This window comes from Streptomyces sp. NPDC111606 (assembly GCF_055656945.1).
The window spans coordinates 121,038-133,943 of the sequence record NZ_JBVKBY010000001.1; the positions used below are offsets into that span (position 1 = coordinate 121,038).

Annotated in this window: 12 protein-coding genes; 1 reads left to right on the plus strand and 11 read right to left on the minus strand. The window is 70.5% G+C overall.

The annotated features are described in order from the left end of the window. Window positions 1-69 precede the first annotated feature (69 nt). The 10 genes from ACZ7M7_RS00585 to ACZ7M7_RS00630 form a co-directional block, all read right to left on the minus strand. Complete coding sequence (locus ACZ7M7_RS00585; protein ID WP_472111500.1) at window positions 70-1,170, minus strand: pectate lyase family protein; 1,101 nt, start codon at window positions 1,168-1,170, stop codon at window positions 70-72. A gap of 32 nt (window positions 1,171-1,202) precedes the next feature. After that, window positions 1,203-2,747: a glycoside hydrolase family 43 protein gene (locus ACZ7M7_RS00590; RefSeq protein WP_472111502.1), complete on the minus strand. Its 1,545-nt coding sequence runs from the start codon at window positions 2,745-2,747 to the stop codon at window positions 1,203-1,205. Next, entirely contained in the window at window positions 2,744-3,589 is an 846-nt protein-coding gene (locus ACZ7M7_RS00595; RefSeq protein WP_472111504.1) for a DUF6807 domain-containing protein, read from the minus strand. The genes ACZ7M7_RS00590 and ACZ7M7_RS00595 overlap by 4 nt, the downstream gene beginning before the upstream one ends. Then, entirely contained in the window at window positions 3,589-4,758 is a 1,170-nt protein-coding gene (locus ACZ7M7_RS00600; RefSeq protein ID WP_472111506.1) for a Gfo/Idh/MocA family protein, read from the minus strand. Before ACZ7M7_RS00600 ends, ACZ7M7_RS00595 begins: the two co-directional genes overlap by 1 nt. Beyond that, window positions 4,755-6,086 carry a pectate lyase family protein gene (locus ACZ7M7_RS00605; protein WP_472111508.1) on the minus strand — a complete coding sequence of 444 codons (1,332 nt, stop codon included), beginning with the start codon at window positions 6,084-6,086 and terminating at the stop codon, window positions 4,755-4,757. The genes ACZ7M7_RS00600 and ACZ7M7_RS00605 overlap by 4 nt, the downstream gene beginning before the upstream one ends. Window positions 6,087-6,169: 83 nt before the next feature. Next, entirely contained in the window at window positions 6,170-7,066 is an 897-nt protein-coding gene (locus ACZ7M7_RS00610) for a carbohydrate ABC transporter permease (RefSeq protein ID WP_383597258.1), read from the minus strand. Then, window positions 7,063-7,998, minus strand: a complete 936-nt coding sequence (locus tag ACZ7M7_RS00615; protein WP_369270244.1) for a carbohydrate ABC transporter permease — start codon at window positions 7,996-7,998, stop codon at window positions 7,063-7,065. Before ACZ7M7_RS00615 ends, ACZ7M7_RS00610 begins: the two co-directional genes overlap by 4 nt. 126 nt (window positions 7,999-8,124) lie before the next feature. After that, window positions 8,125-9,855 carry an L-arabinonate dehydratase gene (araD, locus tag ACZ7M7_RS00620; RefSeq protein WP_472111511.1) on the minus strand — a complete coding sequence of 577 codons (1,731 nt, stop codon included), beginning with the start codon at window positions 9,853-9,855 and terminating at the stop codon, window positions 8,125-8,127. Further along, window positions 9,852-10,760, minus strand: a complete 909-nt coding sequence (locus tag ACZ7M7_RS00625) for a dihydrodipicolinate synthase family protein (RefSeq protein WP_472111513.1) — start codon at window positions 10,758-10,760, stop codon at window positions 9,852-9,854. Before ACZ7M7_RS00625 ends, araD begins: the two co-directional genes overlap by 4 nt. Continuing rightward, entirely contained in the window at window positions 10,757-11,425 is a 669-nt protein-coding gene (locus ACZ7M7_RS00630; protein ID WP_472111515.1) for a GntR family transcriptional regulator, read from the minus strand. Before ACZ7M7_RS00630 ends, ACZ7M7_RS00625 begins: the two co-directional genes overlap by 4 nt. 198 nt (window positions 11,426-11,623) lie before the next feature. Between ACZ7M7_RS00630 and ACZ7M7_RS00635 the strand changes: the two genes are divergently transcribed. Then, a complete protein-coding gene (locus ACZ7M7_RS00635; protein ID WP_383597246.1) occupies window positions 11,624-12,280 on the plus strand; it encodes a hypothetical protein in 657 nt (218 codons plus the stop codon). A 15-nt stretch (window positions 12,281-12,295) separates the two neighbouring features. Here the strand turns inward: ACZ7M7_RS00635 and ACZ7M7_RS00640 are convergent, their stop codons facing one another. Beyond that, window positions 12,296-12,886 (minus strand): TIGR03086 family metal-binding protein, encoded by a 591-nt coding sequence (locus tag ACZ7M7_RS00640; protein WP_383597243.1) that lies wholly within the window; start codon window positions 12,884-12,886, stop codon window positions 12,296-12,298. Window positions 12,887-12,906: the final 20 nt, after the last annotated feature.

Consider the following 12,906-nt stretch of genomic DNA (forward strand, 5'->3'; position numbering starts at 1 on the left):
GGTCGGCTCTCTTCTTCTGGATCAGACGGAGATGTGAAGGTGTGGGGGTCTTCGGGGCGCGAGCGGAACTCAGCGCCGGGCATGCGGCGCCCGGCCGTCGGCACCGTTGAGGTGGCCGATCCGCTGCTGCGGCCCGGAGAAGCGCGTCACGAGCGCCGGCACGGCGGCCGCGGGGTCCAGGCGGTAGTCGTAGAAGTCCCGCGGCTCGAAGGCGGCACCCCACTCGTCGTGCCGGCCGGTCGTGTTCCTGAGGATCGACCCGCGTTGCACCAGCTCCGCGGTGGCGTCGGCCTGGTAGGGGTGCTGGACGTCGCGGTAATAGCTGTTCTCGATGACCATCTTGGTCCGGCCCCGCGACCAGTTGCCGTAGGTCCACACCGGGTCACCCGGATCGGCCTGTGCCGTCAAGTAGTTGTTGTACAGATGCGCGTAGGCGGCGTTGTCCACGGACGGGTTGCGCTGCTTGGTGTCGGCGAACCAGTTGTGGTCGATCGTTATCTGCGTCCTGACGTTGGACGTCCAGCCGAGTCCGAAGGTCTTGTTGTTGTTCTCGAACCGGTTGTAGGAGACGGTCACGTACTCGCTGTCCTTGCGCACGTCCAGCTGGCCGTCGCAGATGTTCGAGAAGCGGTTGTGGTCGATCCAGACGTGGTGGACGGTGTCCATCTGGATGCCGTCGAAATCGGTGTCCTTGCAGTCCCAGTTGCCCTCGATCGCCGAGTCGCGGATCGTCAGGTTGCGGATGATCACGTTGTGCGTGCCGGGTTCGAGGTGGAACTCGCCCTGCACCAGTTCGCCGCTCCTGCCGACGCCGACGATGGTCTTGTCCGAGGCGACGGTGATGCTCGCGCCGAAGGGCTGCGCGGTGATGGCGCCCCGCACCCGGATGACGTACGGCTCCGTTGCCGCCGCGTACTTGGCGAGGGAGGCCTGGTCGGTGACGGTGACGACCTCGCCGCCCGCGCCACCGGTCGTGCCCCCGGCGAGGGAGGCGAAGCCGTGGGGTCGGTCGGTCCAGCGATCGACGGAGGACGAAGCCGCCGTCGGACTCGCGGCGTTGGCCTCCCCGATCGCCTCGAGGCTCAGCGCGGCGACAAGGCCCAGCACGGCGGCCAGGACCGTGCCGTAGCCGGGCCTGTGCAAGCGCTTGCTATCAAGGTGCTGCGTCATTGCGGCTCCCAACGGGCTACGGGTCAGGTGCGTTACAAGGAGTCGATCCTGAAGTGCGAGAAGGTTGCCGCGCCGGCGTGTCCCTGGCCTTCGGGCGCGAGGCCGAACAGGCCGAGCAGGGCGCCGACCCAGCGCCAGGGCGTGGCGGCGAACACCGGCCCCGAAGCTCGGAGGCCATCGCCGACGTCGTGGAAGAACCGGCAGCGCGCCCCGGCCCCGATCTCGATCCGCAGCCGCACCCGCCCCTGTGGCGCGAGCCGCACGTGTGCGGCGTCCCGTTCCCGCTCCGCCACGGCCTCGGCGAACCGGTGCACGACATGGACCGCCCCGTCCGCGCCGCGCTGCAGCCCGATCCAGCAGAACGCGTCCCCGAGCACCGCGAGCCCTGCCCGTGCCCCCGGCTCCACGCTGTCCAGCCGCAGTTCGACCTCGACCGCACACGGCATGCCGGGCAGTCGCTGGGTGAGGATGTGCGGCAGTCTGCGCAGATCGTGGGCGTCGGCCGTACGGACGCAGGCGAGTCTCAGCCCGTCGCCGGAGTGCTGGGTGGCCCAGCCGGCATGGGGGTCCCCCCGCTCGAGCGAAGCCGAGAGTGGGGGAGGGTTGGCGGTCCACGACCACTGGCGGCCGAAGCGTCCGCCGGGGAAGTCGTCGTCCGTGGCGGGCGCGGCGGGCGGCTGCGGTGGCAGATCGGGTCTGCGGTGTACGGCGACGGGTGCGCCGTCCCGGCCCGGCACCGGCCAGCCGTCGGCACTCCAGCGCATCGGCTGGAGGTGGACGACCCTGCCGTAGGCGCCCCGCTGCTGGAAGTGCAGGAACCAGTCCTCACCGGACGGGGTGCGCACCCAGCCGCCCTGGTGCGGTCCGTTGACGTCGGTGTCCTTCTGTTCGAGGACGATCTTCTCCTCGTACGGCCCGAAGAACTCGCGTGAGCGGAAGGCACCCTGCCAGCCGGTCTCCACTCCCCCGGCGGGGGCGAGGATCCAGAACCAGCCGTCGTGCTTGTAGAGCTTGGGGCCTTCGAGGGTGAACCAGCCGGGTATGCGGTCGCCGTCGACGATCAGCTTGCCGTCGTCGAGGAGTTCGGTGCCGTCGGGGTGCATCCGGTGGCCGGTGAGGCGGTTCTTGACGCCGGAGCGGGACTTGGCCCAGGCGTGCACGAGGTAGGTGTCGCCGGTCTCCTCGTCCCAGAGGGGGCAGGGGTCGATCAGGCCCTTGCCCGGCTTCACCAGGTGCGGGCGGGTCCAGGGGCCGTGGATCTCGGGGGCGTTGACCTGGAAGATGCCCTGGTCGGGGTCGCCCCAGAAGATCCAGAAGCGGTCGTCGTGATGGCGGAGGGAGGGGGCCCAGACGCCGCAGTCGTGGCGCGGCGAGGTGAACTCCCCTGCTGGTTCCAGGCGTTCCAGGGCATGGCCGACCAGGGTCCAGTTGACCAGGTCGCGGGAGTGGAGGAGGGGCAGGCCCGGGGCGCGGCCGAAGCTGGAGGCGGTGAGGTAGAAGGCGTCGCCGACGCGGACGACGTCCGGGTCGGACCAGTCGGCGTTCAGGACGGGGTTCGTGTAGGTCCCGGTCGTCACGGGCTCACCGCCTTCCGGACCAGGGACGCCGCTTCGAGCCGGCTGACGCGTCCGTCGGCGACCACGGTCACGATCCGGCGTACGGCGGTCTCGCCGGGCGGGATCGGAAGCCGTTCCTCGGCGGCGAGGGAGGAGCCGACGCCGGGGTACTCCTGGGCGCGTACGAACCACGGGTCCAGGCGGGTCCGTTCGGTGGCGCCGGCGAAGATCAGGGTCCAGGTGGTGCCCGCTAGCGCCACCCAGGGGGCGCGGCTGCCGTGGATCTCCTGCTCGCCCTCGCGGTCGATGGTGAACACGTCGGGCGCCGAGGACTCCTTGCGGGCCCGCCAGAAGAAGCCGCCGTAAGCCGCGCCCGGGCGCCCGTTGGTGGCGGGGCTGCCGATGGACAGCGGGCCGGAGGTGACGTTGGTCAGGGAGAAGGTGAAGTCCAACGCCCAGGCGGATGCGGTGAGTTCGGTGGCCGCGACGGTACGGCGCTCGCGCAGCAGCTCGGCCCCTGCCGCCACCCAGCGCAGTTCCTCGACGAAGCCGTCGGGGTCGCGCAGCTGGAAGGCGGAGTGCCGCTGGGCGCCGTGGTTGTCCAGTTCGGTCGGGCCCCGGTCGCGGACGTAGGTGCGTCCGCCCCAGAAGTTGGCCCCCTCGACGTCGGGAACGGCGACACCGACGCCGAGGTGGTGTGCGTGGTCGCCGGGGCTCAGCTCGGTGACCACCGTGCCGGCCGGCGTGGTGACGGGGTGCAGGTACGGGCGCGGGGCGAGCCGGGCCGGCAGTTCGGGCCGGGTGACGTACCGGCTGACCGGGCGGCCCGCGACGCGCAGCACCGCGGTGTCATGGGGGGTCATCAGGTGCTCACCTCTTTCGTTCTCGCCGGGAGCGCCCAGGCGGCGCCCAGCTCGGAGTAGAGGGCGAGGGTGTCGGCGGCGGCCGCGACGAGGCCGTCGATGCCGGGCACGACACGGCGCTGCTCGTCGGGGAGCAGCCGCCAGGCCTCGTCCGGCAGCGGGGCCGGGTCCGGGGCCAGTCGAATCGCTTCAACGACCTTCATGAAAGCGCCGGTCGCATCGGGTGTGACCAGCAGGCCGGTGCCGTCGGTGACGTGCTCGACGAGGTTCTCCAGCAGGTCCGTGCGGCCGTACTCGTACTCCTCGGGGCCGTGGCCTGCGCGCTGGAGCAGGACGCGGTCCTGCTTGTACCAGAAGGTGATCCGGCCCTGGTCGCCGTGGACGACGACGTACGGCTCGTCGGGGTCCTCGGCGCACAGGGTGGCACCGACGACGACCGGGCAGTCCCGTGCAGTGGTGACGCGGACGCACGAGGTGTCGTCGGACTCGATGTCGTTGGCGCGCAGCAGTTCGGTCTCGATGGCGGTGACGTCCTCGGCGTGCACCGTCCCGCTCAGCGCGAGCGCGGTGGCGACGGCGTGCGCGAGGGGGTTGGTGAGCACCCCGTCGATGACGTCGACGCCGTGCAGCCTGCGCCTGCCCGCCCAGGGCGCCCGCCGGTAGTAAGCCTCCGGACGCGCCCAGGCGCCGGCCCCGCCGATCCCGGCGATCGCACCGATCGCGCCCTCGGCCATCAGCGTCCGGATCGCCGGCACCGCGTGCGAGCCCAGCGACTGGAAGCCGATCTGGCAGGCGACGCCGGCCTCGGCGACCCCGTCGGCCATGCGCCGGAACTCGGCGTACGACGGGGCGGGCGGCTTCTCCAGCAGGATGTGCACGCCACGCCGGGCCGCCGTCAGGGCGAGGTCGGTATGGGTCGGGATCGGCGTGCAGATCACGGCGATCCGGGCGCCGGTGGAGTCGAGGAGGGCGCCGAAGTCGGCGGACTGTTCGGGCGCGCCCGAGGGCGTGACGAGCCCCTGGGGAAGCTCCTCCTCGCTCAGCGGGGTGAGCTCGCAGATCCCCGCCAGCCGCACGATCCCCTTGTCCTGGAGCCGGCGGATGTTGTCGAGGTGCCAGCGGCCGTGGCCGCGCGCGCCCGCCAGCACGATGGGTACGGCAGTGCTCATGGGATCCTCCCTGCGCCCGCGCCGCGTGCCACCGCTCGGTCGGCCGAGGCGGCGCTGTCGATCTTTGTGTGCAGGGTAGGTGTCCAGCCGACGTCGGCCGTGAGATCGCGCTCGCTGCCGGAGTTGTAGGCGTTGTGGATGGCCAGGAGATCCACCGGATAGCCGTTGAAGAGGGTGCCGGACTGGTGGAGGGCGGTGCCGTTCCAGCTCTTGACCAGGTCGGCGACCTCGATGTGGCCGGGGGTGTGGAAGACGTTGTTCTCGGCGTGGATCGCCGACTCGGTCGACACTCCGACGGAGTAGCGGTAGTCGTGGGCGTCGGCCGGGACGACGTACCGGTTGTTGTAGAGGTGCACCTGGCCGAAGCGGACGCGGGGCGCTCGCTGGACGACGGACTCGAACTCGTTGTGGTGCAGGGTGACCCGGAGCTTGCCGCGGTCGGCGGTGGCCGTGTCGCCGTTGCCGATGAGGATCGCCTTGTCGTGGTCGGCGAACCGACTCCAGGAGACGGTGACCAGGTCGGAGGCGTTGGTGATGTCCAGCAGGCCGTCGTGGCGGAGGTGGTTGCGGCCGAAGTAGGTGGGCTCCCGCTCGTCCGGGTGACCCTTGTCGCTGAGGGTCACGTGATCGATCCACACATGGGTGGCGCCGCGCAGCCAGATGTTGTCGTACGCCGTCTTCCAGTCGCCGAGGCCGCCGGTGTTGGGCTGCCAGACGGGGAAGCAGTCGTAGGCGTCGCGCAGTTCGAGATTGCGGACGATGACGTTGTGCACGTCCCGGAGCTGGAGGCCGGCGCCTTTGAGGACCGCGCTGTCGCCGAGTCCGACGATGGTGGTGTTGGAGCCGACGGCCAGCTCGACCCGCTCGGCCTGCTTCGCCGCCGAGGCCTGGCGGGCCTCCTCCTGCGGGCCGCTGGGCTTGGCGGAGCCCCAGGTGCGGGGGTCGTAGGCGGCCAGGTACTTGCCGGTGCCGTAGCCGTCGGTGGCGTAGTCGGCGCAGTCCAGGTGGTCGCCGTCGTCGTCGGTGTTGGCGTCGATGGTGCCGGCGATTTTGATGATCTTCGGGGTGGCACTGCCGCCGTCGAGGGCGCGGACGAGCTCACTTCGGTTGCGTACGGTGAAGACGTGGGCGTCGTCGGCGGTGGCACCCCCCGTGGTACCGCCGTCGGCCGCGGCCCAGCCGTCGTTTGCGGGTAGTGTGTCGCGGCTGATGTCACCGAGAGAGATGTCTGCGGCAGCGCCCTCAAGGGGCGCGGGGCTGTATCGATGTGCGGCTCCGCCGCGGGGCGCGACCAGCCCCGACGGCGCAGCAGTCGCCAGACGACCCATCGCGGCATTTCCAGAGGCGTCGGCGTACGCAGGAACGCACAGAACCCCCAACAACGCGGTGGCCAACGCGATATGACGAAGTCTCATCCCTTCACCGCCCCCGCGCTGAACCCGGTGATCAGCCACTTCTGAATGAACGCGAACACGATCACCACCGGCACAGCCGCGATGATCCCGCCGGCGGCAAGCGCCCCCAGGTCCACGCTGTCCGCGCCCATCAACGTGTTCAGTCCCACCGGGATCGTCTGCTTCTCCTGGTTGTTGAGGAACATCAGGGCGAACAGGAAGTGGTTCCAGGAGTGCACGAAGGCGAAGGAGCCGACGGCGATCAGACCGGGCCGCAGCAGCGGCAGGACGACGATCCTGAAGGCGGTCATCCGGTTGCAGCCGTCGACCCAGGCGGCCTCCTCCAGGGAGTACGGCACGTTCTTGATGAAGTTGCTGATCAGGATCATCGACAGCGGCAGCTGGAACACCGTCTCCGCGATGATGACGCTGCCCAGCGAGTTGATCATCTGCAGCTCGGCGAAGATCTCGAACAGCGGCACCAGGAGCAGCGCGCCCGGCACGAACTGGGAGCAGAGCAGGGCCAGCATGAAGGCCCGCTTGATCCTGAAGTTGAAGCGTGCGAGGGCATAGCCGCCGGCCAGCGCCACCAGGGTCGTCATCAGCAGGGTGACCACGCCGACGAGCACGCTGTTCTGGAAGTAGGTGCCGAAGCTCCGCTCCGTCCAGACCTTCTCGAAGTGGTCGAAGGTCATCGGCCACGGCACGAGCGAGGTCGAGCCGGCCGGGCGCAGGGAGAACAGCAGGATCCAGTAGAAGGGGATCAGGGTGAAGACCAGGTAGATCGACAGCGGCAGGTAGATCTGCCAGCGCGGGACCTCGTCGTAGGCGCGGTGCTTCTTCCTCGGACGGGGCGGTTCGGGGGCGGCCCGCAGGGGCGCGGGCGCGACCTGGGTGGCTTCCTTGACGCTCACTTGTCCTCACCTCCGAACTTGCTCAGCCGCAGATAGACCATCGAGCAGAAGAGCAGGATCACGAACGCGACGGTGGTCAGGGCCGACGCGTAGCCGAAGTTGTGCGCGTCGACGCTGGTGTTGGCGATGTAGAGCGGCAGGGTCGTGGTCACGCCCGCCGGGCCGCCGCCCGTCAGCGTGTAGAGCAGGTCGACGTTGTTGAACTCCCACACCGCGCGCAGCAGCGTGGACAGGACGATCGCGTCCTTGAGGTGGGGCAGTGTGATGTGCCAGAACTGCTTGATCCGGCCGGCCCCGTCGACCTCGGCGGCCTCGTACAGGTCCTTGGAGACGGACTGGAGGTCGGCGAGGATGAGGATCGCGAAGAAGGGCACCCCGCGCCACAGGTCGGCGACGACCGCCGCCGGGAACACGGTGGAGGTGTCCGACAGCCAGCTGGTGCCGTAGGAGCCGATGCCGACGTCCGCGAGGTAACGGGTGATGCCCGTCTGGGAGTTGTAGAGCAGCACCCAGATCGCCGAGGTCAGCACCCCGGAGACGGCCCACGGCGAGAACACGAGCGCTCGGCCGAGCGCCCGGCCCGCGAACGTCTGGTTGACGATCAGCGCGAGCGCGAGCCCGAACAGCAGCTGCAGCCCGACCTCGACGAACACCCACTTGGCGCTGAAGACCAGCGTGTCCCAGAACAGCGGGTCCGCGGTGAAGGCGTGGACGAAGTTGTCGAAGCCCGTGAAGCCGTTCCGCCATGGCTTGGTGGGGTTGTACTCCTGCAGGCTGTAGTAGAAGACGCTGATCACCGGGTAGGCGATGAAGCCCAGCATGAGCAGGGCCGCCGGGGCGATCAGCAGATACGGGAGCCTGCGCGGGGTGGCGGAGGCACGGCGCCGCCGGGGTGGCGCGGGCGGTTTCGCCACGGCTGCGGCTTGGGCCATGACAGTTCTCCGTTCTCGGTGAAGCCGTACTCGGTGAAGCCTTACTCGGTGAAGCCTTACTCGGTGAAGCGCTTACCGATCATCGTTCGGTATTTCGGCCAAGCGAGACTGTGTGTCGAGGGTGGTTCAGCCCGCGTACGGGTCCCGCACCTTGCCGGGCCGCGCGAGGAACTCGAAGTCGCAGCCGGTGTCGGCCTGGGTGATCTGTTCGTTGTAGAGCGCGCCGTAGCCGCGCTCGTAGCGCGCGGGCTGCGGTGTCCACTCGGCCCGACGGCGTTCCAACTCGTCGTCGTCCACGTTGAGTTGGAGCATGCGAGCCTCGACGTCCAGGGTGATGGTGTCCCCTGTCCGGACCAGGGCCAGCGGGCCGCCGACGTACGACTCCGGCGCCACGTGCAGCACGCACGCGCCGTAACTCGTGCCGCTCATCCGGGCGTCGGAGATCCGCACCATGTCCCGTACGCCCTGCTTCAGCAGGTGGTCGGGGATCGGCAGCATGCCGTACTCGGGCATGCCCGGACCGCCCTTGGGCCCGGCGTTGCGGAGCACCAGCACGCTGTCGGCGGTGATGTTCAGCGACGGGTCGTTGATGGTCCGCTGCATCGTCCTGTAGTCGTCGAATACGACGGCGGAACCGGTGTGCTTGAGCAGGTGCCGCTCGGCCGAGATGTGCTTGATGACGGCGCCGTCCGGGCAGAGGTTGCCACGCAGCACGGCGACGCCGCCCTCGCCGGCGACCGGATTCCCGCGGGTGCGGATGACGTCGTCGTCGTGCACGACGGCGCCTTGGAGCTGCTCCCGCAGAGTGCCGCTGACCGTCGTCCGGTCCAGGTGCAGCAGGTCGGTGATCCGGGAGAGGAAGGCGGGCAGGCCGCCGGCGAAGTAGAAGTCCTCCATCAGGTACGTCCGTCCGCCGGGACGGACGTTGGCGAGGACCGGCACGGTACGGGCGATGCGGTCGAAGTCGTCGAGGGTGAGGGGGACTTGGGAGCGTCCCGCCATCGCGATCAGATGGATGACCGCGTTGGTGGAGCCGCCGAGCCCGAGCACCGTGGTGACGGCGTCCTCGAAGGCCTCGCGGGTGAGAATCCCGGACGGCTTGAGCCCGGTCCACGCGAGCTCCACGGCGCGGCGCCCGGAGGCGGCGGCCATGCGCTCGTGCCCGGAGTCGACGGCCGGGATCGAGGAGGCACCCGGCAGCGTCATGCCGAGGGCTTCCGCCGCCGCGGTCATCGTGGACGCGGTCCCCATGGTCATGCAGTGACCCGGCGAACGCGCCAACCCACCCTGGAGCTCCCGGAGTTCGCAGTCCGTCAGGTTGCCCGCGCGGTGTTCGTCCCAGTACTTCCACATGTCGGTACCGGACCCAAGGGTCTCACCGCGCCAGTGCCCCGGCAGCATGGGCCCCGCGGGCACGAAGATCGACGGTACGTCGGCCGAGGCCGCGCCCATGAGCAGCGCCGGCGTCGACTTGTCGCAGCCCCCGAGCAGTACGGCCGCGTCGATCGGGTACGACCGCAGCAGCTCCTCCGTCTCCATCGCGAGCAGGTTGCGGTAGAGCATCGGGGTCGGCTTCTGGTACGTCTCCGAGAGCGTGGCGACCGGGAACTCGAGCGGGAAGCCCCCGGCCTGCCACACCCCCCGCTTGACCGCCTCGGCGCGTTCGCGCAGATGGACGTGGCAGGGGTTGATGTCGGACCAGGTGTTGAGGACGGCGATCACCGGACGGCCCCGGTACTCCTCCGCCTCGTATCCCAGCTGGCGCATGCGGGCGTTGTGCGACCAGGTGCGCAGCTGGCCCTCGGCGCCGTACCACTGATGGCTTCTGAGTTCCTCGGGGCGCTTCCTGCCGGTCATATCGACCACCCGGCGGCGATGGCGGCGACCTCGGCGCGCTCGCCCTCGGGCAGTTCCCTGCTGGGCGGGCGGACATCGCGGCGGCACAGGCCGAGGGAGGCGAGGGCCTCCTTGACGACGGTGACGTTGTTGGCGGAGCCGTTCGCGGCGCGCAGTTCCTCGAAGCGGCGGATCTGCTCCCAGACCTTCATCGCGCCCGGGTAGTCCCCGGCCCGCAGCGCTTCGATCATGTTCATGGAGACGGCGGGGGCGACGTTCACGAGCCCGGAGGTGAAGCCGGTGGCGCCCGCGGAGAAGTACGAGGGCGCGTACGGCTCGGCGAGACCGGCGACCCACACGAAGCGCTCGAGGCCTGCGTCGCGGGCGAAGGCCGCGAACTTGGCGGCGTCCGGGACGGCGTACTTCACGCCGATGACGTTCGGGCAGTCGTCGGCGAGTTCGGCGAGGCGCGCGCCGCTGAGCTGGGCGTTGCGGATGTACGGGACGACGCCCAGCTCGGGCACGGCGGCGGCGATCGCGCGGTGGTAGTCGACCCAGCCGCTCTGGGATACGTACGGGTGGACCGGCTGGTGGACCATCACCATCCGGGCGCCGAGCTCGCGGGCGTGCCGGGCGGAGGCGATGGCGGTGGGTACGTCGTGGCCGACGCCGACCAGGACGGCGGCGCGGTCGCCCGCCTCCTCGATGGTCAACTCGTTGACGAGGCCGCGCTCTTCGGGGGTGAGGGCGTAGAACTCGCCGGTGTTGCCGTTGGGGGTGAGGGTGGTGACGCCCCCGTCGAGCAGGCGACGCAGCAGGGCTCGGTGGGCGTCCTGGTCGACGCGGCCGTCCTCGGCGAACGGGGTCACCGGGATCGCCACCACGTCGGCCAGGGCCGTCCGCTGGGGCTCGAACGTCGTGGTCATGCCGGACCGTCCTCTCCCTGGGCCTCGACTCCCGCGTCCGGGAAGGCCCGTCGCACGAACGACGCGATGTGGACGTGCAGGGCACGCGCGGCGCCGTCCGCGTCCCCGTCGAGGGCCAGCCGCAGGATGTCGCGGTGCTCGCCGGCCTCCCGCTCCCAGGAGGGGGAGGCGGCCCAGGCGACCGCTGAGACGAGGGCGGCCTGGTCCCGTACCTCGTCGAGCATCCGGCCGAGCAGCGGGTTGCCGCACGGCAGGTAGAGGGCGCGGTGGAACTCCCGGTTGGCGAGGGAGCGTTCGGCGGTGTCGCCGGCCGCGTCGGCGCGGGTCAGCGCGTCACGGGCGGCGTCGAGGGAGGCGCCGCGCCTGACGGCCCGCTTCAGCGCCTCGGGCTCCAGCAGCAGCCGTACGTCGTAGACCTCGCGCGCCATGTCCGCGTCCACCATGCGCACCGTGACGCCCTTGTACTGGTTCATCACGACCAGTCCGGTCCCGGCCAGCGTCTTGAGCGCCTCGCGCACCGGGGTCTTCGACACCCCGAACTGCGCGGCGAGCTCGGTCTCGACCAGGGCCTGACCGGGCGTCAACTGCCCGGTGAGGATGCGGCGTTTGATCTCCTCCAGCACGAACTGCGTGCGGGAGGGGATCGGCGTGGGCACAGAGGTCATGCGCGCCTCTCGGATCTTCGCGGGGCCCAGGGCCGGGTCTCGCGTATCGGATCTCACGTATCGCGTCTCATATATGACGTACGAAGTACGACGCGATGAAGGTAGGAGGGCGCGCATGATTCGTCAACGCTTCTGACAAAGGAAGTTGGGGCCGCGGGCCTACGCTGCTCCGACAACACCTCAGGGAGGACACCGCCGATGACGTTCGCACCGCTTCCCGGCCGGCCGCAGGACCGGACATCGGCGTTCCGTCTGCAACTGGCCGAGCTGGCCCGACTGGCCGGTGTCGACCTCCCCGACCGGGTGCCGCGCGACCGGGAGTGGCAGGGGGAGGCACGGATGGCGTTCCGGCGTGCCCTGCGCACCGTGGAAACGCTGCCCGAGCTGCTCTTCGACCCGCTCCTGCGCACGGCCGTCCTCGACCCCGACCCCAGCCACAATCGGCTGTTCGTCGAGCCTGCTGTGACCGTGTTCGGTCGCCGGCGGGTGCAGACCGCCTTGATCGAGTATGTGCGGACGGGAACCGACCACGAGCGTGCCGGGGCGGCCCGCGCCTGGTACTGGGCACAGGCGCCGCTGAGGTTCCGCGGCGGGCAGACGCGGGTGCCGACGCCCGAGAGCAAGGCGGAGTTCGAAGCCGTGGCCGACCTCCGTGCCACGTGGCACGAGGCCACGCTGCGCGAGTTCGTGAGCAACGACGACCTGGACGTGCGCCGCTGCATACTCCCCGGACTCCCCCTGAACCCGCGCCACTACCCCGCCGGCCTGCACGACCTGGTCGCCCAGGCGGTGCACATCGCGCGCACCCACTCCGACGAGTACCTGCGGCACCGGGTTGAGCACCAGCTTGGTTAAGGGAAACTCCCCAGGTCAGCGATCCCTCCCCCAGCCCGGGTCCCGTCCGCTCAGCCCGACCGCCCGGTCCAGCAGCGGTGCACCGGCGGGGACCGGTACCACGGGGCCGAAGATGCTGCCTCGACCGGGGTCGTCGACGGAGGCGAGGAGGAAGTCGTGCGACGCCTGCAACGCGGCGGGGTCGGGGGCGTAGTCCTGGCCGGTCGCGCGGGCCAGGTCCCAGGCGTGGATCACCAGCTCGTCCACGGCCACCGCGCCGGCGACGGCACCGGGCAGGTCGATGCCGCCCGCGCGGGTCATGCCGGTCCACGCGTCCGGGGCGCGCCACACCTCGCCCAGCTCGTCGAGCACCTTGGGCAGCTCCTCGCGCCAGCCCGGGCCGACGTCCGGGACCACGGAGCCCGGGTCGGTGTCGGTCGTGGCGCCCAGGTCCTTGCGGGCGGCGTCGCGGAAGGCGACGGACAGGCCGAGCAGGTGGCCCAGCAGATTGCGCACAGCCATCTCGGGGCAGGGCGTCGGCGCCGAGAGCTGCTCGTCGGTGACGGCCTCGGCGAGACGCGCGACGACGCGGGTCTGCGGTGCGAGGTCGATGGTCGGGTCGGTCATGGGCGGGCTCCTCACGGATC

What these genes read in the sequence shown, in the direction of transcription:
- ACZ7M7_RS00595 (WP_472111504.1), bottom strand. Translation starts at nt 3,589, where the DNA reads ATGACCCCCCATGACACCGCGGTGCTGCGCGTCGCGGGCCGCCCGGTC.
- ACZ7M7_RS00630 (WP_472111515.1), bottom strand. Translation starts at nt 11,425, where the DNA reads ATGACCTCTGTGCCCACGCCGATCCCCTCCCGCACGCAGTTCGTGCTG.
- ACZ7M7_RS00635 (WP_383597246.1), top strand. Translation starts at nt 11,624, where the DNA reads ATGACGTTCGCACCGCTTCCCGGCCGGCCGCAGGACCGGACATCGGCG.
- ACZ7M7_RS00615 (WP_369270244.1), bottom strand. Translation starts at nt 7,998, where the DNA reads ATGGCCCAAGCCGCAGCCGTGGCGAAACCGCCCGCGCCACCCCGGCGG.
- ACZ7M7_RS00640 (WP_383597243.1), bottom strand. Translation starts at nt 12,886, where the DNA reads ATGACCGACCCGACCATCGACCTCGCACCGCAGACCCGCGTCGTCGCG.
- araD (WP_472111511.1), bottom strand. Translation starts at nt 9,855, where the DNA reads ATGACCGGCAGGAAGCGCCCCGAGGAACTCAGAAGCCATCAGTGGTAC.
- ACZ7M7_RS00585 (WP_472111500.1), bottom strand. Translation starts at nt 1,170, where the DNA reads ATGACGCAGCACCTTGATAGCAAGCGCTTGCACAGGCCCGGCTACGGC.
- ACZ7M7_RS00625 (WP_472111513.1), bottom strand. Translation starts at nt 10,760, where the DNA reads ATGACCACGACGTTCGAGCCCCAGCGGACGGCCCTGGCCGACGTGGTG.
- ACZ7M7_RS00605 (WP_472111508.1), bottom strand. Translation starts at nt 6,086, where the DNA reads ATGGGTCGTCTGGCGACTGCTGCGCCGTCGGGGCTGGTCGCGCCCCGC.
- ACZ7M7_RS00600 (WP_472111506.1), bottom strand. Translation starts at nt 4,758, where the DNA reads ATGAGCACTGCCGTACCCATCGTGCTGGCGGGCGCGCGCGGCCACGGC.